The organism is Sinorhizobium fredii USDA 205 (genome assembly GCF_001461695.1).
In the GTDB taxonomy this organism is placed as follows: domain Bacteria; phylum Pseudomonadota; class Alphaproteobacteria; order Rhizobiales; family Rhizobiaceae; genus Sinorhizobium; species Sinorhizobium fredii.
The window spans coordinates 74,900-96,131 of sequence record NZ_AUTC01000146.1; the positions used below are offsets into that span (position 1 = coordinate 74,900).

The 21,232-nt window shown below is 63.3% G+C and carries 20 protein-coding genes; 4 read left to right on the forward strand and 16 right to left on the reverse strand.

What is annotated here, in order from left to right:
• Positions 1-40: 40 nt before the first annotated feature.
• A complete protein-coding gene (locus N181_RS18695) occupies positions 41-3,625 on the forward strand; it encodes a FecR domain-containing protein (RefSeq protein ID WP_060563655.1) in 3,585 nt (1,194 codons plus the stop codon).
• A gap of 65 nt (positions 3,626-3,690) precedes the next feature.
• Here N181_RS18695 and N181_RS34070 read toward each other — a convergent pair whose 3' ends face one another.
• The 5 genes from N181_RS34070 to N181_RS18715 form a co-directional block, all read right to left on the reverse strand.
• Positions 3,691-3,855 carry a hypothetical protein gene (locus N181_RS34070; RefSeq protein WP_014762305.1) on the reverse strand — a complete coding sequence of 55 codons (165 nt, stop codon included), beginning with the start codon at positions 3,853-3,855 and terminating at the stop codon, positions 3,691-3,693.
• Positions 3,856-4,055: 200 nt separating this feature from the next.
• Entirely contained in the window at positions 4,056-5,573 is a 1,518-nt protein-coding gene (locus N181_RS18700) for a tripartite tricarboxylate transporter permease (RefSeq protein WP_037428485.1), read from the reverse strand.
• 14 nt (positions 5,574-5,587) lie between these two features.
• Positions 5,588-6,079: a tripartite tricarboxylate transporter TctB family protein gene (locus tag N181_RS18705; RefSeq protein ID WP_037428487.1), complete on the reverse strand. Its 492-nt coding sequence runs from the start codon at positions 6,077-6,079 to the stop codon at positions 5,588-5,590.
• Positions 6,076-7,020, reverse strand: a complete 945-nt coding sequence (locus tag N181_RS18710; protein ID WP_060563757.1) for a Bug family tripartite tricarboxylate transporter substrate binding protein — start codon at positions 7,018-7,020, stop codon at positions 6,076-6,078. The genes N181_RS18705 and N181_RS18710 overlap by 4 nt, the downstream gene beginning before the upstream one ends.
• 236 nt (positions 7,021-7,256) lie before the next feature.
• Positions 7,257-8,324, reverse strand: coding sequence for an ABC transporter substrate-binding protein (locus N181_RS18715; protein WP_037428489.1), 1,068 nt, complete (start codon positions 8,322-8,324; stop codon positions 7,257-7,259).
• Between the two features lie 76 nt (positions 8,325-8,400).
• Between N181_RS18715 and N181_RS18720 the strand changes: the two genes are divergently transcribed.
• Both N181_RS18720 and N181_RS18725 read left to right on the forward strand, forming a co-directional pair.
• Positions 8,401-9,078, forward strand: coding sequence for a response regulator transcription factor (locus tag N181_RS18720; protein ID WP_037428491.1), 678 nt, complete (start codon positions 8,401-8,403; stop codon positions 9,076-9,078).
• Complete coding sequence (locus N181_RS18725) at positions 9,075-10,454, forward strand: sensor histidine kinase (RefSeq protein WP_037428494.1); 1,380 nt, start codon at positions 9,075-9,077, stop codon at positions 10,452-10,454. Before N181_RS18720 ends, N181_RS18725 begins: the two co-directional genes overlap by 4 nt.
• Positions 10,455-10,508: 54 nt before the next feature.
• Here N181_RS18725 and N181_RS34075 read toward each other — a convergent pair whose 3' ends face one another.
• The 7 genes from N181_RS34075 to N181_RS18755 form a co-directional block, all read right to left on the reverse strand.
• Positions 10,509-10,658: a hypothetical protein gene (locus N181_RS34075; RefSeq protein ID WP_162832821.1), complete on the reverse strand. Its 150-nt coding sequence runs from the start codon at positions 10,656-10,658 to the stop codon at positions 10,509-10,511.
• A 202-nt stretch (positions 10,659-10,860) separates the two neighbouring features.
• Positions 10,861-11,886, reverse strand: a complete 1,026-nt coding sequence (locus N181_RS18730; protein ID WP_037392189.1) for an ABC transporter permease — start codon at positions 11,884-11,886, stop codon at positions 10,861-10,863.
• A gap of 35 nt (positions 11,887-11,921) precedes the next feature.
• Positions 11,922-13,463 (reverse strand): sugar ABC transporter ATP-binding protein, encoded by a 1,542-nt coding sequence (locus N181_RS18735; protein WP_037428529.1) that lies wholly within the window; start codon positions 13,461-13,463, stop codon positions 11,922-11,924.
• A gap of 143 nt (positions 13,464-13,606) precedes the next feature.
• Positions 13,607-14,536: a sugar ABC transporter substrate-binding protein gene (locus N181_RS18740; RefSeq protein WP_037392191.1), complete on the reverse strand. Its 930-nt coding sequence runs from the start codon at positions 14,534-14,536 to the stop codon at positions 13,607-13,609.
• Between the two features lie 232 nt (positions 14,537-14,768).
• The gene (locus tag N181_RS18745) at positions 14,769-15,578 is read right to left on the reverse strand and encodes a TIM barrel protein (RefSeq protein ID WP_037428497.1); all 810 of its coding nucleotides are present in this window, start codon (positions 15,576-15,578) and stop codon (positions 14,769-14,771) included.
• A gap of 299 nt (positions 15,579-15,877) precedes the next feature.
• Complete coding sequence (locus tag N181_RS18750) at positions 15,878-16,150, reverse strand: type II toxin-antitoxin system Phd/YefM family antitoxin (RefSeq protein ID WP_037428500.1); 273 nt, start codon at positions 16,148-16,150, stop codon at positions 15,878-15,880.
• A 67-nt stretch (positions 16,151-16,217) separates the two neighbouring features.
• Positions 16,218-17,105: an NAD(P)-dependent oxidoreductase gene (locus tag N181_RS18755; RefSeq protein WP_037428503.1), complete on the reverse strand. Its 888-nt coding sequence runs from the start codon at positions 17,103-17,105 to the stop codon at positions 16,218-16,220.
• A gap of 191 nt (positions 17,106-17,296) precedes the next feature.
• On the opposite strand from N181_RS18755, the gene N181_RS18760 reads away from it, so the two are divergent.
• Positions 17,297-17,728 carry a YybH family protein gene (locus N181_RS18760; protein ID WP_037428505.1) on the forward strand — a complete coding sequence of 144 codons (432 nt, stop codon included), beginning with the start codon at positions 17,297-17,299 and terminating at the stop codon, positions 17,726-17,728.
• Positions 17,729-17,753: 25 nt separating this feature from the next.
• Here the strand turns inward: N181_RS18760 and xth are convergent, their stop codons facing one another.
• From xth to ku, 4 genes are all read right to left on the reverse strand, one after another.
• Positions 17,754-18,527: an exodeoxyribonuclease III gene (gene xth, locus N181_RS18765; protein WP_037428508.1), complete on the reverse strand. Its 774-nt coding sequence runs from the start codon at positions 18,525-18,527 to the stop codon at positions 17,754-17,756.
• A gap of 6 nt (positions 18,528-18,533) precedes the next feature.
• Positions 18,534-19,172, reverse strand: coding sequence for an alpha/beta hydrolase family protein (locus N181_RS18770; protein WP_037428511.1), 639 nt, complete (start codon positions 19,170-19,172; stop codon positions 18,534-18,536).
• A gap of 82 nt (positions 19,173-19,254) precedes the next feature.
• Positions 19,255-20,343 (reverse strand): tetratricopeptide repeat protein, encoded by a 1,089-nt coding sequence (locus N181_RS18775; RefSeq protein WP_037428514.1) that lies wholly within the window; start codon positions 20,341-20,343, stop codon positions 19,255-19,257.
• Positions 20,343-21,227 (reverse strand): non-homologous end joining protein Ku, encoded by an 885-nt coding sequence (gene ku, locus N181_RS18780; RefSeq protein WP_037428516.1) that lies wholly within the window; start codon positions 21,225-21,227, stop codon positions 20,343-20,345. Before ku ends, N181_RS18775 begins: the two co-directional genes overlap by 1 nt.
• Positions 21,228-21,232 lie beyond the last annotated feature (5 nt).

The window sequence follows — 21,232 nt, forward strand, 5'->3', positions numbered from 1 at the left end:
TTTTAAGGCCGGATTCGGGGCTTCATCAGACAGTTCACATATGCGCAAGCTGAGACAAGGGGTTGCAGCACTGGCGGTGCTGGCAAGCGGGCTGCCCTCTGCGGCCGAGGTTCTCCCGCGCGCAATGTCTGCCGAGGGCTCGGTTATTTCGCGGAAGTCCGGTGAGGAAATTCGTTTCATCGAAGTAGAGGGCTGGCGCAACGTCGAGGTCAGCCAGGATCTGATCGCCGGCGATACGTTGCGGACCAATGCTTCCGGCAGCCTAGCTCTCCTGTTTTCCGACGACACGCAAATGCGCATGGGACGCAATACGACCCTTCTCGTCAAGGAAATTGGTCAGGGCTCCGACAGCGAGCTTGAACTCAAGTCCGGTGCCATATGGGCCCGGGCCAAGCGCGGCGGCAGCGGCCTTACCGTCGATACGCCCTCAGCTGCTGCAGCGATCCGCGGGACCGACTGGACGCTCAGCGTGAGCGGCAATGGAGAAACGACGCTCTCGGTGCTGGAGGGCAGCGTGGAACTCAAGAACGCCCAGGGTTCCGTGACCGTCAATCAGGGGGAGGGCGCGGTTGCATCCATTGGCCAGGCGCCGCGCAAATATATCCTTGTGAATCTCAAGGAACGCGAACAGATCCTGCTTTATTCGGAACTGCGTGGTGTTTTCGCAGGTATGCCGGCAAGCGGGTTGAGCAGCCGCGAGACGCGTGTCGAACGCAAGCGCATCCTTGCTATGCCGCCGATCCAACGCAGCGATGAGGACTGGCTTGCGCTCGCGGAAGCCTCGCTGACGCATGACGGCAGGGAAGCGGCCCAGGAGGCGCTGAGCAAACTGCGGCGGCCTTTGCCGACACACCTCGAAGCGCGGGCCAAGCTCGTCGAAGCGATGATCGCCGGGCTGGAGCAGCGCTATGGCGATGCAAGCCGGTTATTCGCCGCGGCCTTGCCCGCACTGCCTCGAAATCGCAAGGCATCGGCAATCTACGGTCGCTGGTTCGCCGACGCCTTGGCTAGTCCCGATCGCCAGGTCCCGCCGCCGGGGGAGGGCGCCGATGGCGACGATGTCACCGCGGCATTGATGCGGGCCGCAGCGGCGTCCCATACACTCGGCCCGACCGGAGCGATCGAGATCTTGAGAGCGGCCGAGCGCCGTTTTCCTGATGATGCACGTTTGCCGGCGATGCGCGCCGACCTCGCTTTTGAGCTCGACCGCCGCGACGAAGTGAGGGAGGCGCTTGCCCGCGCCAAAGCGCTCGATCCTGATGAGCCCGCCTATCTTTTGGCCAATGCACGCTTCCGAGCGTCGGTGTCGAGCGACCTTGATGGCGCGCTCGTCGACCTGAAACGCGCCGCGGAAATGGCACCGGGAAATGATGCCGTCTGGAATGAACTGGGAATCACACAGAGTGACCGCAACGCGATCGTCGAGGCGGATGCCGCGCATCGGCGTGCGATCGAACTGAACCCGGAAAATGCCGTCCTCTACGCAAACTATGCGCGCTTTCTGATGGACAATGACCAGTTGGCGGCGGCAAAGGCCGAGATCGACAAGGCGGAAGGGTTGGATCCTCATTCCTACGCGGTTCTGGCGGCCAAGGGCCGTTATCTCTTGCGGATCGGTAAGACTGAGGAAGGCGAGAAGACGCTGCTCGAGGCCTCCGCTGTCAACCCGACCTACGGGGACAGCCTCATCGGTCTTGCGATCGGCAGCTATCAACTCGGGGCGGAGGAGGAGGCGGCCCAGGCGCTCGACAATGCCGACAGGTTTGATCCGGACAATCCGTCGATTTCGTTGATCCGCTCAGCCGTCGCTCTCGACGAATATAGAGCCGACGACGCGATCGTTGAGGCACGTGAGGCGCTTCGCCGCCGCCAGGCGCGCGGCGGTTATTACAGCGGCTACGATGCCAATCGACAGGTCTCCTCCTTCCTTGGCGTCGCGCTCGACAATGTCGGTATGAACGAATGGAGCCAATATTACTCCGACCGCTCCTATGATCCTTTCAGATCGACCACTTACTTCGACGAGGCCGCCGGCGGCCGGACCAGTCCTTTCGAGGGATTTTCGCCCTTGCTTCCCCCGAGCGAGCGCACGCAGGCTGGCAGTTCGACCGTGTCTTCCAACTTGCAGGCCCTCCTGCTCGATCCGCTCGCGGTCGCGTCCTCCGCCATTCGCGATTCACTCGAACGAACCAGCTTTTTCGAAGCGGCCGTTGGCGGCGGCCTGATCTCGCAGGATGGCGAGCTCGGCTGGAAGAGCGATATTCTCGTCCAGGGTACGAGCTATGCGTTGCTGCCCATCAGCTACTACCTGCAGGCGGAAGCACTGCAGCCCGATAGTCCGCGCGCGAATGATCGTGATGACATCACCGGCGCGAATTTCGCTGTCGGCATACGTCCGACCCTGGAGGACAATGTCTACCTGTTCGGCGATATCGTCGATCTCGACGCCGGTTATCCGGGGCAGACGTGGTTACCGACCCCGTTCGACAAGAGAGAAACTCGATTCTCCGACCTTGGGATCGGTTGGAGCCATACCTTTGGTGAACGCAATCTTCTGCAGGCGTTCGCCGTCGTCGGCGACACTGACCAGAGTATCGAATTGGTCAACAGGATCGGCTCGTACCGCGTCGAGCAAGAAACGGAAGAGGAAACCGCAACGATCGGCGTCAGCCATCTATACGGGATCGGACCCTTTACGCTTCGCTACGGTGCCGAGACCGGCCGGTTCCATGTGCGCGACTCTGCAATCTATACGGATCTGCCCACGGGAGGCGTGTTCTTCGTCGATCGATTTTCCGACAAAGGCAAGGCAACGCGCGCCTACACCGACGTCACATGGGACGCGTCGGACGATCTCCAGCTCCAGGGGGGTGCCTACGCAAATTGGTTGGACGACGGTTCCGACGATTGTCCCTGCCTTGATCCTCGCATCGGGGTCGCCTGGTCACCGGTGGAAAATCACTGGTTGCGCGCCTTCTATCGAGAAGACACGCAATTTTCGTCGAACTACACGCTCGCTCCCGTCTCGACAGTTGGATTGGCGCCGCTTGAGTTGCCGTTGTTCATCGGGGGCAGCACAGAAACGGCAGCGCTGCGTTGGGAGGCGGAATGGTCGGAGCGCTTCTTCACTTCGATCGAGTACCAGCACCAGCGCTTCGAAGGGCTTTCACTGGATGTCCCTGATCTGCTCGGCAGCTTCGATACGACGACGGGAGAGATCGACCGCGTCAATATCAGTGCGAACTATTGGATCGGTGAAGGTCTCGGTACCTTCGGCTCGTTCACCTGGAACCGCAGCGTCGACCTGACACCCGGAGGGTCCGGAGAGTTTCGCGTGCCGCTTGTGCCCGATTATCGTGCACAGGTCGGACTGACGGTCGTTCACCCCTCGCGCGTAAAGGCTAGCTTAGCCCAGACACTCGTCGGAGAACGAGTCGGTGCGCCGTTTGGTATCGATCTGTCGTCGTACACGACCACTGATGCCGCGATTTCGTGGGAGTCTTCGAGCGGACATCTGGAGCTCGGTATGCAATTGCTGAACGCGTTCGACAACGATTTCGAACTGGCCCTTGGTATCCCCGGCCCAGGCCGGACTGTCCTGGGCACCATCAGGGCAAAGTTCTAGCGGTCTCAATCAAGCGGCCGAAGTCACATTCCGTGCCGTGTGGGACCGAGCACCTTTCCGCGTCATCAGCCGCGGCGGGTGTCCGGGAAGTTGGCCGGGTTGATGCCCAGGGTGTGGAGGTCGCGGGCGTTCGGGCGGCGGTGACCTTCGACTGCCGCGGCTGCGGCGCTCGCTGCGCCCAGGACGGCGAAGGCGCGGCCGATGAAGCCCATGCGGTTCTTGCTAGTCATTGTCTTTGCTCACTTTCCGTTTCAATTCGATGAGCAAAAGATGGGCCCGGCGGGGTTATTTTGCAATGCACAAAACCTCACTCCAGCCATGCAACGAAAGCAGGCCCGATTGGCGGTCAGCCAATCGGGCCTGGAGGTGAGCGGGGCGTGGCTGCCCCTCCGCGTCCCGCTCCACGAAGCGCCTTGGGAGGCGGAAGGGATCAGTCTTCGCTGGCGGCAAGCTGGGCGAGAACTTCGCCGCGGCCGCGGGCCCTCAGGATCAGCGGCACGATGAATGCCAGGGCCGCGATTCCCAGCAGCACCGCGGCGATCGGCGAGGTGAACAGCACGGTGACGTCGCCCTGGCTGATCGAAAGGGCCCGGCGCAATTGCTGTTCGGCGAGCGGGCCGAGGATCAGGCCGACGACGACCGGCGCGATCGGGTAGCCGAAGACCCGCATGATGTAGCCGAGCAAGCCGAAGGCGAGCAGCATGCCGAGCTCGAACACCGAGGGATTGGCTCCGATGGTGCCGAGCGTCGCGAACAGGAGGATGCCGGCATAGAGCCAGGGCTTCGGGATCGTCAGCAGCTTCACCCAGAGGCCGACCAGCGGCAGGTTCAGGACGAGCAGCATGAAGTTGGCGATCAGCAGGCTTGCGATCAGGCCCCAGACGAGCTGCGGATTGGTCGCGAAGAGCAACGGGCCTGGCTGCAGGCCATATTGCTGGAAGCCGGCCAGCATGATGGCCGCAGTCGCCGAGGTCGGCAGGCCGAGGGTCAGGAGCGGCACGAGCGTGCCTGCCGCAGAGGCGTTGTTGGCTGCTTCCGGGCCGGCGACGCCTTCGATCGCGCCATTGCCGAATTCTTCCGGATGCTTGCTCAGGCGTTTCTCGGTGGCATAGGAGAGGAAGGTGCCGATCTCGGCGCCACCGGCCGGCATCGCACCGATCGGGAAGCCGATGAACGTGCCGCGCAGCCAAGCCTTCCAGGAGCGCGCCCAATCCGTGGCGCTCATCCAGACCGAGCCGCGTACGGCCTCGACCTTGTCGGGTCCCTTGTCGCCCTGCGCGGCGATGTAGAGCGTTTCGCCGATCGCGAACATGGCAACGGCGAGCGTTGTCACCTCGATGCCGTCGAGCAGATCCGGAACCCCGAAGGAGAGTCGCGCCTGGCCGGTCAACTGGTCGATGCCGATGCAGGCGAGCGTCAGGCCGACGAAGAGCGAGGTGAGGCCCCTGAGCGTCGAGTCGCCGAAGGCGGAAGAAACGGTGACGAAGGCGAGCACCATCAGCGCGAAATATTCGCGCGGGCCGAAGACGAGGGCCAGCTTGACGATATAGGGGGCGACGAAGGCAAGGCCGAGCGTTGCAATGAGGCCGGCGACGAAGGAGCCGATTGCCGCTGTTGCCAGGGCGGGTCCGCCACGTCCGGCGCGCGCCATCTTGTTGCCTTCGAGCGCCGTGACGATCGACGAGCTCTCGCCGGGCGTGTTGAGCAGGATCGATGTCGTCGAACCGCCATACATGCCGCCGTAATAAATACCGGCGAACATGATCAGCGAGCCGCCGGGATCAAGCTGGTAGGTGACAGGCAGCAAAAGCGCCACAGTCAAAGCGGGACCGATGCCCGGCAGGACGCCGACAGCCGTGCCGAGTGTCACGCCGATCAACGCGTAGAGCAGATTCATCGGTTGCGCAGCAACCAGCAGCCCCTGCAGAAGGAAGTCGAGAGTACCCATAGGTGCCGGCCTTTCTAGAAGAGCAGACGTTCAAGCGGTCCTGCCGGCAGCGACAATTGCAGGACTTTGGCGAAGATCGTCCAGACCAGGAAGCTGGCGACGATGCCTAAGGGGATTGTCAGCCAAAGCTGCCGCTTCCCAAAGCCGCGCGCCGTCATGGCGAAGAGGATGCCGGTGGCGATCGAAAAACCGACCGCATTCAAAAGCAGCATCTGCGCCGCAAGACCGCCGACGATCCAGGCGACCGGTCCGAGCTGCTGCGGTTCGCGCTCGGCGAAATCGCCCCTGAAGCCCTCGATGGCTGTCCAGATGGCAAGCACGATAAGACAGCAGGCGATCGCGTAAGGCACGGTGGTCGGGCCGACCTGCGAGTAGCCGGCGAGCCCGGTGAGACGGGAAACGTCCCAGAAGATCAGGCCGGCAATCGCAGCGAGCACGACGGCGATGATCAGCGCCGCCCTGTCAGGGCGGCGCGTTTCGACGGAAGGGCTATCTCCCTTGCTCATTTGACCAGTCCGATGTCCTTGAGGACGGCTTCGGTTGCCGAAACGTCCTTGGCGAGCTGCTCATCGAAGGCGGCGCCGGCGAGGTAGGTGTCCTGCCAGCCCTTGGTCTTCAGCACTTCCTGCCAGCCGGCGGACTTGGCGAGCTTCTCGATGTCGGCGGAGACGGCAGCCTTCTGCTCGTCGGTGAGGCCCGGAGCGGCGGCGACCATGCGCCAGTTCTCGACGACGACGTCAAGGCCCGATTCCTTCAGCGTCGGGGCATCGATATCCGGAAGACGTTCGGCACTCGATACGGCGATCAGGCGGAGCGTGCCGGCCTTGACCTGCGACTCGAATTCGCCGTAGCCGGAAATACCGGCGGTCACCTGGCTGCCGAGAATGGCGGCCAGGGCCTCGCCACCGCCGGAATAGGCGATGTAGTTGATCTTGGTCGGGTCGACGCCGGCAGCCTTGGCGATGAGGCCGACGGCGATGTGGTCGGTACCGCCGGCCGATCCGCCGCCCCAGGAAACGGCGCCCGGATCTTTTTTCAGGGCCTCGACGAGATCAGCCATCGTCTTGATCTCGGAAGCGGCCGGAACGACGATTGCCTCGTATTCGCCCGTCAGGCGCGCGATCGGCGTGACGTCCTTGAGGGTAACCGGCGAGTTGTTGGTCAGGATGGCGCCAACCATGACATAGCCGCCGACGAGCAGCGCGTTCGGGTTGCCCTTCTGCTGGCTGGCGAACTGGGCGAGCCCGATCGTGCCGCCGGCGCCGGGAACGTTCTGCACCTGCACGTTGCCGGAAATGCCTTCCTGCTGCATGACGGTCTGCAGCGAACGGGCAGTCTGGTCCCAGCCGCCGCCGGGATTTGCCGGCGCGATGATCGTGTAGTCGGCGGCATAGGCCGGAAGCGCCAGCGCGCCGGCGAGAATGGATGCGAGGAAGAAATGTTTCAAGGTCGGTCCTCCGTAGGCGCGGTTCGTCCGCGCGGTGATTGTTGTCGCGAACGGGAGAAACGGGCGGCTGACCGCGAAGCGGCAACCTCCGACCGGATTGGTGATTTCCTCCCGATGCGCTGCTGGCATTCCGCCTCCACGGGTCGCCAGCGGCCCTAAAGCAACATAGAAAGCTGACATTAACCTGACATCAACCCGGTAGCGCGTAAACGGTTTGTTTCGGCTACCAGGGATATTCACTGCAGTCTGAGCACCTCGTTCCATCGGGCGATCAGCCGGGCACGCTTCACCTGATCGAGATAGACCATCAGTCCGGGGCTGACCGGGACCGGCTTCAACTGCCCGCCCAGCATTTCCTGCATCGTATTGGCGGTGTTCTCGCCGGCGACCTCCGGGCTGACGGCCGGGATCTGCAACTCGCGCGCCATGATCGTCTGGCCTTCCTTCGACATGAAGAATTCGAGATAGCGGCGGCCAAGATCGGGAGAGGCGGCCGCCTGCGGCACGAGACCGATTCGCGACATCACCACAGTATAGTCCTTCGGCAGCACGATGCCGACATCCGGATGCCGCGAGGCCCAGTCGGCGGCATAGGAGCCGAGGATGTTGTAGCCGAGCACGAAGCGTCCGTCGGCGACCCGCTCGAGGATCGCCTGGCTCGTCGAATAGAGTTTGACGCCGGCAGCGCCCATCGCCTGGATGACGCTCCAGATTTCGCCGAATTGTTCCTGGTCGCGGGCCATGAAGAGGAAGCCGACGCCCGACCGCTCGATGTCGTAGGTGCCAATGCGGCCGAAGACAGCGCTGCCTTGCCGCTTCAGGTATTCGACGAATTCGGCGCGCGTCGCCGGCGGGCGCTCCGTCGCGAAGCTCGGCTTGTGATAGACAAACACGGCCGGCTCGAAGGTCAGCGCGTAAGCCGTGTTGCGCCAGTTGGCCCAGGCCGGCCAGCGGCTGCTCATCGGCAGGTCGCTGCGTTGCGCGTAGCCGTCGTTGCTGAGCTTGACCTGCAGGTCCATGGCGGAAGAGAAGGCGAAGTCGGCCGTCCTCTGACCGGCATCGGTTTCCTTGACGATCCGGTCGTAGATCTCGCCGGTGAGCATATCCTCGTAGCGGACCGCGACATTCGGATTGGCCTTCTGGAAACCGACGATCATCGGCCGCGCCAAGGGCTCATCGAGCGAGGAATAGACGACCAGAACCGGGGCGTCCGTATCGCCGGAAACGGCAGGGAAAAGCACCGGCGCGGCACACGCGAACCGGGCGAAAAACAACCAAAAAGCGAAGAAAATCAATAAGCGCATAATTCACAATGCCTCACCCGCACGCCGTTCACAAGCAAGGTCGCGACCGATAAGGTGGGGCGGGGAGACGTGACAATTGCGAATCTTGCTCGTTGAAGACAATCAGGCCCTGGCAGAGGGCCTCTCGACCCTCTTGCGTGACAGTGGCTACGCCGTCGACGTGGTGAACGATGGCGCGTCCGCGCATGCCGTCGCCGCGGCCGAGAGCTTCGATCTGGTGATCCTGGACCTGAACCTGCCGGAGATGGACGGGCTCGATGTGCTGCGCGCCATGCGGGCCCGGCAGAACCGGGCGGCCGTCCTGATCCTGACGGCGCGCGGCTCGCCCGAAGAAAGGGTGAAGGGCCTCGACCTCGGTGCCGACGATTACCTGATCAAGCCTTTCGACATCGGCGAGTTCGAGGCGCGCGTCCGGGTCCTGCTCCGGCGCCAGGCGGGGTTGCGCAGTTCGATCGTCAGCTATGGCAACGTCTCGCTGGATCTCAATGCGCGCAGCTTTTCCGCCGGCGGCGTACCGATCGAAATTCCGGCGCGCGAACTGGGGCTTCTCGAGCTTCTCTTTATGCGCGCCGGCAAGGTGGTCGCCAAGGACGCGATCGTTCAATCGCTGACCGGCCTCGATGACGACCTCAGCCCGAATGCGATCGAGCAATATGTGAGCCGGCTGCGCAAGCGCCTGGCGCCCTACGGCCTGACGGTGCGCACCGCCCGCGGCATCGGCTACTACCTCGACAAAGCGGCCAACCCCGAATGAGGACCGTCGTCTATTCGCTCAGACGCAGGCTGCTCGGCTGGCTGCTGATCTCAACGGCGGTGATCGGCGTGGTCGCGCTGATGGATACCTATCGGGAAGCCGTCAAAACGGCGAACGTCGTCTCGGACCGGGTCCTCGCGGGCTCGGCGCTGGCGATCGCCGAGCGCGTGGTCGTCGCCGAGGACGGCACGTTACAGGTCGACATTCCCTATGTGGCGCTCGAAATGCTGACCTCGGCTGCGCAGGATCGCGTCTTCTACCGGGTGGACGGGCCGCCGGGTGCGTTCATCACCGGCTACCAGACGCTGCCGTCGCTTCCCGAGGTGGCCGGCCAGTCGACGAGCTTCGCCGATGCGGTCTTCCGCGGCGAGCCGATCCGCCTCGCAGTGCTTCGCCGCTCCGCCTCTACCGGTGTCAATTCCGTTCCCTTCGTCGTCACCGTTGCCGAGACGACGATCGCCAGGCGCCAGCTGACGCAGACGATCCTGCTGCACTCGGCGCTGCGCCTCGGATTGATGATCGCCGGTGCCGCCCTGATCGTCTGGGTGGCGGTGACCTTCTCCTTAAGGCCGCTCTATCGGCTTGGCGACGCGATCGCCGAGCGCAGTCCAGATGATCTCCACCCGATCGGCGAGCGCGTGCCGAGCGAGGTTCAGGGGCTCGTCGACACGGTCAATTCCTTCATGGTGCGCCTGCAGTCGGCGCTGGATGCGCTTCGCCATTTCACCGGCAATGCCAGCCATCAGTTGCGCACGCCGCTCGCCATCATCCGGACGCAGCTGGCGCTCGCCCACCGGTCGGCGACGGTCGAAGAGGCGCGGGCCGCCGCCTCGAAGGCGGATGAGGCGGTCGCCAATGCCGAGCGAATCCTCGCGCAATTGCTGCTGATGGCGAAGATCGACGCGGCGGCGAAGGAAGAGGCGCGCGGATCGGAGCGCATCGAACTCGCCCGGCTGGCGCGCAGCGTCACGGCCGAGCATGTGCCCGCGGCCGGCGAGGTCGGGATCGATCTCGGTTTTGCTGGCGAGGAAGAGCATTGGATCCGCGCTGAGCCGCTACTCATCGGAGAGCTCCTGAAGAACCTCGTCGGCAATGCGCTGCTCTATGCGGGGCGTGGGGCGGAGGTGACGGTGCGCGTCTCAGCGTTGAACGAGGGGGTGGCGCTCGAAGTCGAGGACAACGGACCGGGCATCAGGCCGGAGCTGCGCGAGGCTGTGCTGAAGCGCTTCCGGCGCGGCGGCAACGAGGCGCCCGGCACCGGGCTTGGCCTGCCGATCGTCGAGGAAATCGCCGCGCTCTACGGCGGCACGATGCGCCTCGAGGACGGCGAGGGGGGCCGAGGGCTGAAGGTGGCCGTGACTTTCCCGGCGGGATGAAGGGAAGCGAAATGGCCCTTTGCTAGTCGGCCCCGCCCGACTGACGGGCGGCCGCTATGCGTTGGCACGATCCTGATCGTCGTCGCGGTCGCGGACTTCGAGAAGAGATGCGGCGTCGCGGGTCTGGACCCGAAGCAGTTCGTTCCAGAGCTGACGGGCGAAACGCGATTGAACCTGGTTCGCAGGCTTGCGCTGCGATGACATGATTAATCTCCGGTAGGTTTGGATGCCCCTGATATAGTCTATCGGCACCGCGATTGCCACGGCGGAGTCTACCGGGCTGCCTTGCAGGACAAGCATATGTCGAGCGGCAAGAATACCGTCCGGTAACAGTAGAAAAACAACAAAAATGCCGGGATGAATTTCTTCATCCCGGCGAGGTACTTCCCTGGGAGAGCAGTGTTATTTACGCCTTCTTGCGGCCCTTCTGGCGATAGACGTCGACGACCACGGCGGCAACGATGATCACGCCCTTGACGATCTCCTGGTAGTAGGCGTCGACCCGCAGGAAGGTAAAGCCGGAGGTCATCACGCCGAGGATGATCGTACCGATGACGGTGCCGGTGATACGGCCGACGCCGCCGGTGAGCGACGTGCCGCCGATGACGGTCGCGGCGATGGCATCGAGTTCGTACATGACACCCATGCCGGCCTGGGCGGTCTGGGCGCGGGCCGCGGTGACGACGCCGGCGAGGCCAGCCAGCATGCCGGCGATCGCATAGACCTTGATCAGATGTGCTTCGACATTGATGCCCGAGACGCGGGCCGCCTGGACGTTGGCGCCGATCGCATAAGTGAACTTGCCGTAGCGGGTGTAGCGCAGCGCGATGTGGAAGATCAGCGCGACGACCAGGAAGACGATGACCGGCCAGATGCCCGTGCCGATGAAGTTGAACTGGTCGGTGAGGCCCGAGACCGGCTGGCCCTTGGTGTACCACTTGGAGAGGCCGCGCGCCGACACCATCATGCCGAGGGTGGCAATGAAGGGGGGGATCTTGGTTCGCGCGATCAGTTGCCCGTTGATGTAGCCGGCGATAAGGCCGATGCCGACGCCAAGCCCGATCGGCACGATGGCCGGCAGGTCGGTCAGCGAAGGATAGAGCGCCCGCGGCCAAGTGGAGGCTTGCGCGACGCTCGCCGAGATCATCGCCGTCATGCCGACCACGGAACCGGACGAGAGATCGATGCCGCCGGTGATGATCACCTGCGTCACGCCGACGGCGATGATGCCGATCACCGACACCTGCAGAATCATGATCGTCAGGCGCTGGGAATTCATCAGGAAGCTCTGGCCGACGAAGAGCCAGCCGAGGACTTCATAGACAAGCGCGATGCCGATCAACACCAGGAAGATGTTGAGCTCGGGCGGCAAGCGCCGCCTCGACCCAGCGAGGGCCGAACTCGTGCCCTGTGCAGCGATATTGGTTTCCATTGTCTTTCCTCCCTGCGGTCGGCGTTCGCGCGCCTCTAGCGCGCGGCAAGTTCCATGACCTTGATTTGGGTGGCTTCTGCCCTGTCGAGGAAGCCGGTGACGCGGCCTTCGTGCATGACCATGATCCGGTCGCTCATGCCGAGCACCTCGGGCATTTCCGACGAGATCATGATGACGGCGACGCCGTTGCGGGCCAGTTCCGTTACCAGACGGTGAATCTCGGCCTTGGCGCCGACGTCGATGCCGCGTGTCGGTTCGTCGAGGATGAGAATATGCGGATTGGTGAGCAGCCAGCGGCCGATCAGCACCTTTTGCTGGTTGCCGCCCGAGAGGTTCTCGATGCGCTCCTGCAGGTTCGGCGTCTTGACGCGCAGCTTGCGGCTCATCTCCTCGCAGGCTGCGGTGATCTCCTTCTCGGAGACGAAGCCGCGCTTGACGAACCTATCCTGCAGCACGGCGACCTGCATGTTCTCCAGAATGTCGAGGATGAGCAGGCAGCCGGTGTCCTTGCGATCCTCCGTCAGGAAGGCCATGCGGTTGCGGATCGCCGTGTTGGGGTTGTCGATGACCAGTTCCTTGCCGTCGATCGCGATTGTGCCCGAACTTGCCGGCGTCACGCCGAACAGCGTCTCGGCGACGTTCGAGCGGCCGGAACCGACGAGGCCGGCAACGCCGAGGATCTCGCCGGCGCGCACGTCGAAGGAAACGTCCTGGAAGACGCCGTTGAGCGTCAGGTTCTTCACCGACAGCACGACATCGCCGATCGGCACTTCCTCCTTCGGGAACATCTGGGTGATCTCGCGGCCGACCATCATGCGGATGATGTCGTCGCGGGTGACCTGGCTGGAAGCGTGCGTGCCGATATATTTGCCGTCGCGGAACACCGAGAATTCGTCGGCGATCTCGAACAGCTCGTTCATCTTGTGGGTGATGTAGACGATGCCGATGCCCTGGGAGCGCAGGTCGCGGATGATCTCGAAGAGATGCGCTACCTCGCGTTCGGTCAGCGCCGAGGTCGGCTCGTCCATGATGAGGACGTCGGATTCGTAGGAGACTGCCTTGGCGATCTCGACCATCTGCCGGCTGGCGACCGAGAGGTGCCGGACCTCGATCTCCGGGTCGATGTTGATCTTCAGCCGCTCGAACAGCTTGGCGGTCATGCGGTGCATTTCGCCGTGATCGACGAAGCCGAAGCGGTTCTTCGGCTCGCGGCGGATCCAGATGTTTTCGGCAACCGTCATGAACGGCATCAGGTTCAGTTCCTGATGGATCATCGCAATGCCGTTTTCGAGCGCGTCGAGCGGCGACTTCAGCTGGATGTCGACGCCGCGGAGCTTCACCTCGCCCTGGTCCGGGTGGTAGATGCCGGCGAGGATCTTCATCAGCGTCGATTTGCCGGCGCCGTTTTCGCCCATCAGCGCATGCACGGTGCCGCGCTTCAGCTTGAATTCGACGTCGTCGAGCGCGACGACGCCCGGAAATTCCTTGCGCACGCCTTCGGCGGTCAGAAGGTATTCGGCATTGGGTACGGCACCGCTGGCGCGCACGGCTGCCATCGTTGTGGGACTGAGCGTCATTGTCATTGCCTCCCCATTTTCCGGCGTCGGCCGGAACGTCCACGCGCCGGGCGGAACAGCCCTTCTACAGCCCCGATTGGAGCTTCAGGCGGGACTTGCTTCGAATGGGAGCGCGGCGGCGGCCGCGCTCCCAAGAGGAACGATCAGTTCTTGGCCTGGTATTTGTCCAGGTTATCCTTCGTGACGAGTTCGAAGGGGATGTAGACCTTCTTCTCGACGGATTCGCCCTTGGCGAGCTTGAGCGCCGTATCGACCGAGCCCTGGCCCTGGCCGGCGGCGTTCTGGAACACGGTCACGTCGAGGTCGCCGGCAGCCATGGCGGCGAGCGCGTCCTGGGTGGCGTCGACACCGCCGATGACGACCGAGTCCATCGACCGGCCGGCCGCCTTCAGCGCCTGGATGGCGCCGATCGCCATTTCGTCATTGTTGGCAATCACGGCATCGAACTCGAGGCCGGCGGAAAGCCAGTTGGTGACGAGGTCGGCACCCTGGGTACGCGACCAGTTGGCGGTCTGCTCCTCGACGATCTCGATGCCCTTGCAGGCGTCGGTGGCGAGTACGTCGTGGATGTCCTTGGTGCGCATGCGGGCGGCCTGGTTGGAAAGCTCGCCCATCATCACGACGGCCTTGCCCTTTCCGCCGAGCAGCTTGCAGACTTCCTGCGTCTCCAGCGTGCCGGATTCAACTTCGTTGGATGCGACGAAGGCCTGCTTCTCGGGGAGCGAGTCGATATTCACGGGCTCGCGGTTGACGTAGACCAGCGGTATGCCGGCATCGGCTGCGATCTTCGACATGGCGGCAGTTGCGTCCGTGTCGACCGGGTTGACGATAATGGCGTCGACACCGGCAGCGATGAAGTTCTGGATCTGGCTCTGCTGCTTGGCGACGTCGTTCTGAGCGTCTTCGATCTGCAGCTCGACGCCGTTCAGCGTCTTGGCGTAGTCCTGCATGCCGTTGCGCAGGACCGTCAGGAAGTTGTCGTCGAACAGCGCCATCGAGACGCCGATCGTCTCTGCATGCGCAGCCGTCGACATCATGACAGCCATCGCAGTGCCCAGAATGAATTTCTTCATGTCTACTTTCTCCTCCACTTTTGGTGCCGGCCACACCCTCTCTTGCCGGAAACTCGACTTTCTCTGATCGAGCTCATTTCTGGTCGGCAGCGCACTCCCGATGCGCTTCCGATTAAAACGGAACAAACAAACCAGTCGTTTGTCATTACGGAATATGTATTCCATTTTATCCGGGCGCCGTCAAGTGCAACTTGCGGCGCCCGGGCGGATTTCCGCGCTTTCGCGCGAGCGGTCAGGTGCGGGACTGCAGGTAATCCATGCTGTCGCGAATGGCCTTGGCCGGATCGGTGAGGGCATGGACGGCAGGCGCGAAGGGCTCGAACGAGAAGGGTCCCTGATAGCCTTCCGCGCGCAGGCGGCGGATCTGCGCCGCATTGTCCAGCCGGTCTGCGGCATCGACCAGGATTCTGTGGGGATCCCGCATCTCGGAGACCGCAACACCCTCGTCGCTGACGCCGGAAATGTGGACGAGGCCGGTCAGTGTCGGGAAGCATGCGTCTTCGCCGGCCAGATGATGGTGGAAAGTGTCATGGACGAGACGGAAGGTCTCTCCGCCGATTTCCCGGATCGCTTCGGCGGCTTCGGTCTTGGAGCGCAGCGAGCAGATTTCGAAGCCGAGCGGTTCCACGAGGCCGATGATGCCGGCCGCGTCGAGCATCGGCTTCAGCGCTTGCAGGGCCGCGCGTAGGTTCGCCTGGCGTTCACCGTCCTTCTGGCCGCTGCCGTCATTGACAGGCACCAGTACCAGCGCCCTGGCGCCGCAATCGCGTGCATAGGAAATGAGCTCGCGCGCTTCCGCGTCACGCGCCTCGTTCCATTCGTTGAAGCGCTGCAGGGCGTTGATCGAGATGATCGTCAGTCCGTACTTTTCCGCAAGCGCCTTCACCTCCTCGGGCTTCGTGCCGTCCAGGATGGCATTGCCGGACAGGTCGTTGCGAATCTCCACCGCCGAGATTCCGAGCGATTTTGCCAGAGCAAAGAATGCATCGAGCGGCAGGCCCGGTGCAGCCATATGGTTGAGGGCGAAGGGAAGGGCGGTCATTGAAGGGTCCTCCGAGAATGTTTGGAATGGTTGTCGCGGTTGTTCGGAACGTTTGTTCCATTTCCGGTCGACAGCCACATTCACCAGTTGGACGGTTTCCGTCAAAGCCATAGACGGGCAAGAGTATCGCATTCCTGCAAGAATACGTGGCGACGCTGATGGAATTCTGTCATGGGGCGTGCCACCCGATGCACCCTTGCGCCGAGTGATGCGCCGTCAGCGCATGAGCCTTCGCTCGAGGAAGTTCTGCATGTCGATGTCCTGTTCCGCGTCGTGAGCGAGGAAAACCTGATAGCGCATCAGGTCTTCTTCGCGTGCCTGTTCCGTATGCGCTCGAACGCGTTCCCTGCAGTATCGACCTTGCCGTCCTGCACTTGTTTATTGGTTAGAGCCAAGATTTTCAGGAGCGCCAGCGTCTCCTGTGTCTCCTCGTATTGCGTCAAATCCTGCAGAACGGCCTTGGCTTCGCCATGCGAAGTGATGACGACCGGCTGCCGGTCCTCGCCGAGCTTCCGGATGACCTCGGACGCGTTCGCCTTGAGATAGAGTTTGACCTGCTCGGACGGTTTCATGCCGTAGCTCCTGCTTGACCATAATATAGACCGTTCAAGGCCAAGCAGAAGAGCCTGCGCCGTTTGATCACTTCATCCCGTTCGCCTCGGCAATGAAATCCGAGAGCATAGGCACATAGTCCTCGCCGCGCCCGGCCCCGACGGCCTGGGCGAAGGAGTTTCTGACGGCCGCGCCGATCGGGTTCGCTGCGCCGCTCGCATTGGCGAAGGCGGCGAGATAGCTCATGTCCTTGAAGCCATTGCGGATGGCGAACTTGTGGGCATTCGGATCACGCTCCAGCACCCAGCGGAAGAAGGTCTGGTAGAACGGGCAATCCATGCGGCCGCCGCGGACGACGCTGTCGAAGATCTCCGGTGTGAGACCGGCCTTGCGCCCGAGCATCAGCGCCTCGGAATAGAGTGCGGCATAGCCCATCGACAGGAAGTTGTTGAGCAACTTCATCGTGTGGCCGGTGCCGGTCGGGCCGGTATGGACGATGCGGCCGGCGAAACATTCGAGCACCGGCCAGACGCGACGGACGTCGACTTCGGCGCCGCCGACCATGACGTCGAGTGTACCGGCGGCAGCATCCGCCGGGGTGCGGCTCAAGGGCGCGTCGATGAGCGTGATGCCCTTGCGGGCGAGGTCGGTGGCGAGTTTCGTCGTGACGGAGGGGTCGGAGGTCGAGCAGTCGACGATGGTGATCGGCTTGCCGGCGGTGGCGATGCCGTCCGCGCCTTCGACGACCGAAACCACCTCCGGCGAGCCGGTGACGCAGAGCACGACAATGTCGCATTGCTCCGCCATCTGGCGCGGCGTCCTCGCCTCTTTCGCGCCTGCCGCCACGAGGGCCTCTACCGGTGCCCGGTTGCGGTGCGCCATAACCGAGAGCGGCCAACCCTTCTTCAGAATGTTCGCCGCCATGCCCTGGCCCATCAGCCCGAGCCCGATGAAACCTACATTCGCTTTCGTCATGCTCACCTCCCTGCGGTTGCCGCTATCGTGCACGAGAATCGGGGCATCGTCAGGTCCAAAATGCGTTCGGCGAAGCCGGGCGAGACGGTGAACTCATCAGCGGTTGGCAGAAGCGCCAATGGCGAGATAACACAAGCGGAGGGCCCACTTTTCGGCTAAAGTTTTCTTCTCGAGCATCTGAGGGCGCTGAGATGTTGGGCTCTGACCTGGAAAAATTCATCGAGCAGGATCATCTGGCTTTGGATGCCTTCGTGAAGGGCGATCCTGAACCTCTGAAAGACCTCTATTCGCGACGGGAAGATGTCATTATCGCCAATCCGTTCGGGCCGCCGGCGAAGGGATGGGAAGAGACCGCCGCGACCATGGAACGGGCTGCCACCAATTTCCGGGACGGTGAGGCCACTGGCTTTGAGCGCATCTCCGAGTATGCGACGGCGGACCTGGGATACATCATCGAGGTCGAGCAGTTCCGATCCAGGGTCGGCGGCGGCGACAAGCTGGTGCCGTTTGCGCTTCGGGTCACCACGATATTCCGGCGGGAAGAGGACGCGTGGAGGGTCGTCCTTCGTCATGCCGATCCGATAACCTCAGCCCGCCCGCCGGCGTCCATAGTCAGCGAGTAGGGTTGCCGGACAACCATGAACGGCTCTAATCCCGCAACATGATCCATGCCGGCGCGTGATCGCTGGCATTGTCGCGGCCGCGGACATCCCTGTCGATGCCGGCGCCGGCGAGCCGCCGTCTGAGCTTGCGGCTGAGAAGAATATGGTCGAGGCGCAGGCCGGCGTTGCGCTGCCAGCGATTGCGGCGATAGTCCCAGAAGGTGAAGAGTTCTTCTTCCGGGTAGACCTTGCGCAGCGCATCGAGCCAGCCCTGGTCGAGCAATTGCCGGAAGGCGGCGCGACTTTCCGGCTGCACCAGCGCGTTGTCGTCGTAGGAGCGGGTCGGATAAATGTCGCGGGGTTCCGGAACGACGTTGTAGTCGCCGGCGAGCACGACCGGCAGGCCGGTTTCGAGCAGCTCTGCGGCGTGGCTGGCGAGGCGCCGGTGCCAGGCGCGCTTGTAGTCGAATTTCGGGCCCGGCTGCGGATTGCCGTTGGGGGCGTAGAGCGCGGCGATCAGAATGCCGTTCACGGCCGCCTCGATGTAGCGGCTTTGCGTGTCGGAGGGATCGCCCGGCAGTTCCGTCCGGGTGAGGACCGGCTCGCCGCCGCGGGCGAGGATTGCCACGCCGTTCCAGGCGGACTGCCCGCGCCAGACGGCCCCGTAGCCGGCGGCTTCGATCGCCGATTTCGGGAACTGCGCGTCGGTTGCCTTGAGTTCCTGGAGGCAGACGACATCGGGTTCGGCCGCGTTGAGCCAGGCCAGGAGGTTTTCGAGCCGCTTGTTCACGCCGTTGATGTTGAAGGTGGCGATCTTCATTCCGGCTTACCGGCCCAAGTCACTAACCCACCGCCTCAAGGTTCCGGCCACCGTCTCAAGGTGGTCGGCGGCCGAAAAGCCGGAGATGCTCTTGCGTGGTTTGAGGTCGTGGTCGCCGTCCTCGAGCCAGAGGATTTCGATTTGGTCGGAAAGGGTGTAGCCCCGGACCTCTTCCCGCGTGCCGAACTCGTCGCGGGTTCCCTGGCAGATCAGCGTTGGTGTCTTGAGACCGGCAAGATGCTTGGTACGGAGCTGTTCGGGTTTGGCCGGCGGGTGAAACGGGTAGCCGAGGCAGATGAGCCCGGCGATCTTTCCGCTGGTGTGAAGCTCGTCGGCGACCATGCTGGCGACGCGTCCGCCCATCGACTTGCCGCCGATAATGAGTGGCCCTGTCGCGCCGAGCTCGGCGACCGCCGCGCGGTATTCCGGATTGAGCGTTTCGGCACGCGGAGGAGGCTTGCGCTCGCCTTTGCGCCGCGCTGCCATATAGCCGAATTCGAACCGGGCGACGCGGAAGCCGGCGGCAGCGAGCGCCTTGGCCGTCGCCGACATCGAAGCCGAATCCATCGGGGCACCGGCGCCATGCGCGAGAAGAAGGGTGACCGGCGCGCCCTCCGGTCCGTCGAAAAGGAATTTTCCGTCCATCTTTCAGCCGTCCTGCGTGATTCTCTCGATCGCTATATCATCCAGCAAATCAAAGTGCTGCGACGACGATTTGCGTCTCCGGTCAGGCGCGCGGCGCGGTCGGGAGAAGGTGGAGGTTCACGAACTGCACGCCGCGCTCGGCCGTCCGGGCCCATTCGGATTCCTTGTCGAGTTCGAGGTAACGCTTCCACCAGTGGCGCGCCTCGCCAAGATTCCCGGCATCGAATTCGAGCTTTGCCAGGTTGAAGACCGCATCGGCATAGTCGATGTCGACGTCGATCGCTTTCTGCAGGTGTCGGCGGGCCGTGTCGATGCGGCCGCGTCCGCTCATCAGCCCGGCGAGGTTGAACCAGGCCTCGGCGAAGGAGGGATCGAGCTTGAGCGCCCGGGCGTAATCATGTGCGGCGTCCAGATCGAGGCCGGCCGCTCGAAGGCAGTTGGCGCGGTTGAACGCGGCGACCGAGTCGGTGCGGTCTATCGCGAGGTAGCGCTGGTATATTGCGGCGGCTTCGTCGTAGTCGCCTTCCTCCTCGGCCTCTTCGGCTCGTGCGAAAAGCTCTTCGAGTTCCGCCTCCTCGACCGCCCCGAGATCGAGCAGCAATTGTCCGTCGAGCTCGCTCAGGCCTTCGGCGCGCCGCGCATAGATCGACTTCGAGCCTTCGTGGTGGAGGGACAGTGCCGTCAGCGAGGCGACGTGGCTGGAGCGATGGACGGAACGAGCGATCGCTCCCCAGCCGGCGCCACTGGCGATCAGACCCGCATATTTGCGGGCGAGGATCACGTCGCGGAATGAATAGGGTTCGGTGTCGTGCTCGAAAGCGTCGAACAATGACAGGAGATCGAAGTGGCGCGGCGCGATCTTCGCCTGATCGATCAGCGATTGCCGCGGCAGCGCCGATGTCTCGGGCGCGGTCGCGAGCCCGAGCAGCCGCAGAAAGCCGTTCTCGCTGAGCGATCGCCGGCCACAGCCGGCCTCCCGTTCGAAACGAGCCTCGATTTCCGCATCGGTCGCCTTGGTGAGCAGCCCGCGGCCGAAGACCACATAGGCGGTCTGTCGCGTCACGCCGCGGCGCAGGTGCCCGCTCTGGCGCTCGACTTCGCGTGCTATGAGCCGTCGCGGAAACGTGGCAAGCGCCCCGACGATGCCGATTGTCTTGCCGGCGACCGCCATCAGGCCTTCTTCTGCGTGGTCGTCTTCTTTGCCGCGGCGGGTTTGGCGGCAGCACTCTTCGCTGCGGGTTTTGCAGCCGGCTCCGCTTTGCTTTTGCTCTTGGCCGGCGGCTTCGCCTGCGACAGGCTTGCCTTCAATGCGTCCATCAGGTTGATGACGTTGCCGCGGTCAGGCGGGGCTGCGATGATCGGCTTGTGGCCCTTCAACTTCTCGCGGATCATCTGCATCAGCGCGATCTCGTAGCGATCCTCATAGTTTTTCGGATCGAAGGTCGTGGTCTTTTGCTGAATGAGCGCTTCGGCGAGCTGCAGCATTTCCGGCTCGGCATTGCCGACCGGGATGTTGCCGAAATATTCGGCTGTGCCGCGCACTTCATTGGGGTTGCGAAGCGTGCAGACAAACATGCCGGTCTCACGCGGCCCGATGGTGATCACCCGTTCGCGGCTCGAAAGCACGAGGCGCGCGATGGCGAGCTTGCCGCTCCTCCGCAGGGCCTCGCGCAAGACGATGAAGGTCTCCTCGGCCATCGCCCCGTCCGGCGCCAGATAATAGGGCGCGTCCTGGTAGATCACGTCGACGGAGCCTTCGTCGACGAAGGCCTCGATGTTCATCGTGTGGTTGGATTCGATCTTGACGCTTTCGAGGTCGGCCTCGTCGATAACGATGTATTTCTTGTCCTCGTATTCATAGCCCTTCACCAGGTCGGATCGCTCGACCAGGCCGAGTTCCGGGTCAACCGGCTTCATGTTGATCCGGTTATGGGTGTCCTTGTGAAGCTGGTTGAAGGTAATGCGTTCGCTCGTCGTCGTGGCGGGATAGAGCCGTACGGGACAGCTCACGAGGCTAAGCCTCAGATAACCCTTCCAACTTGCCCTGGGTGCCATGATTG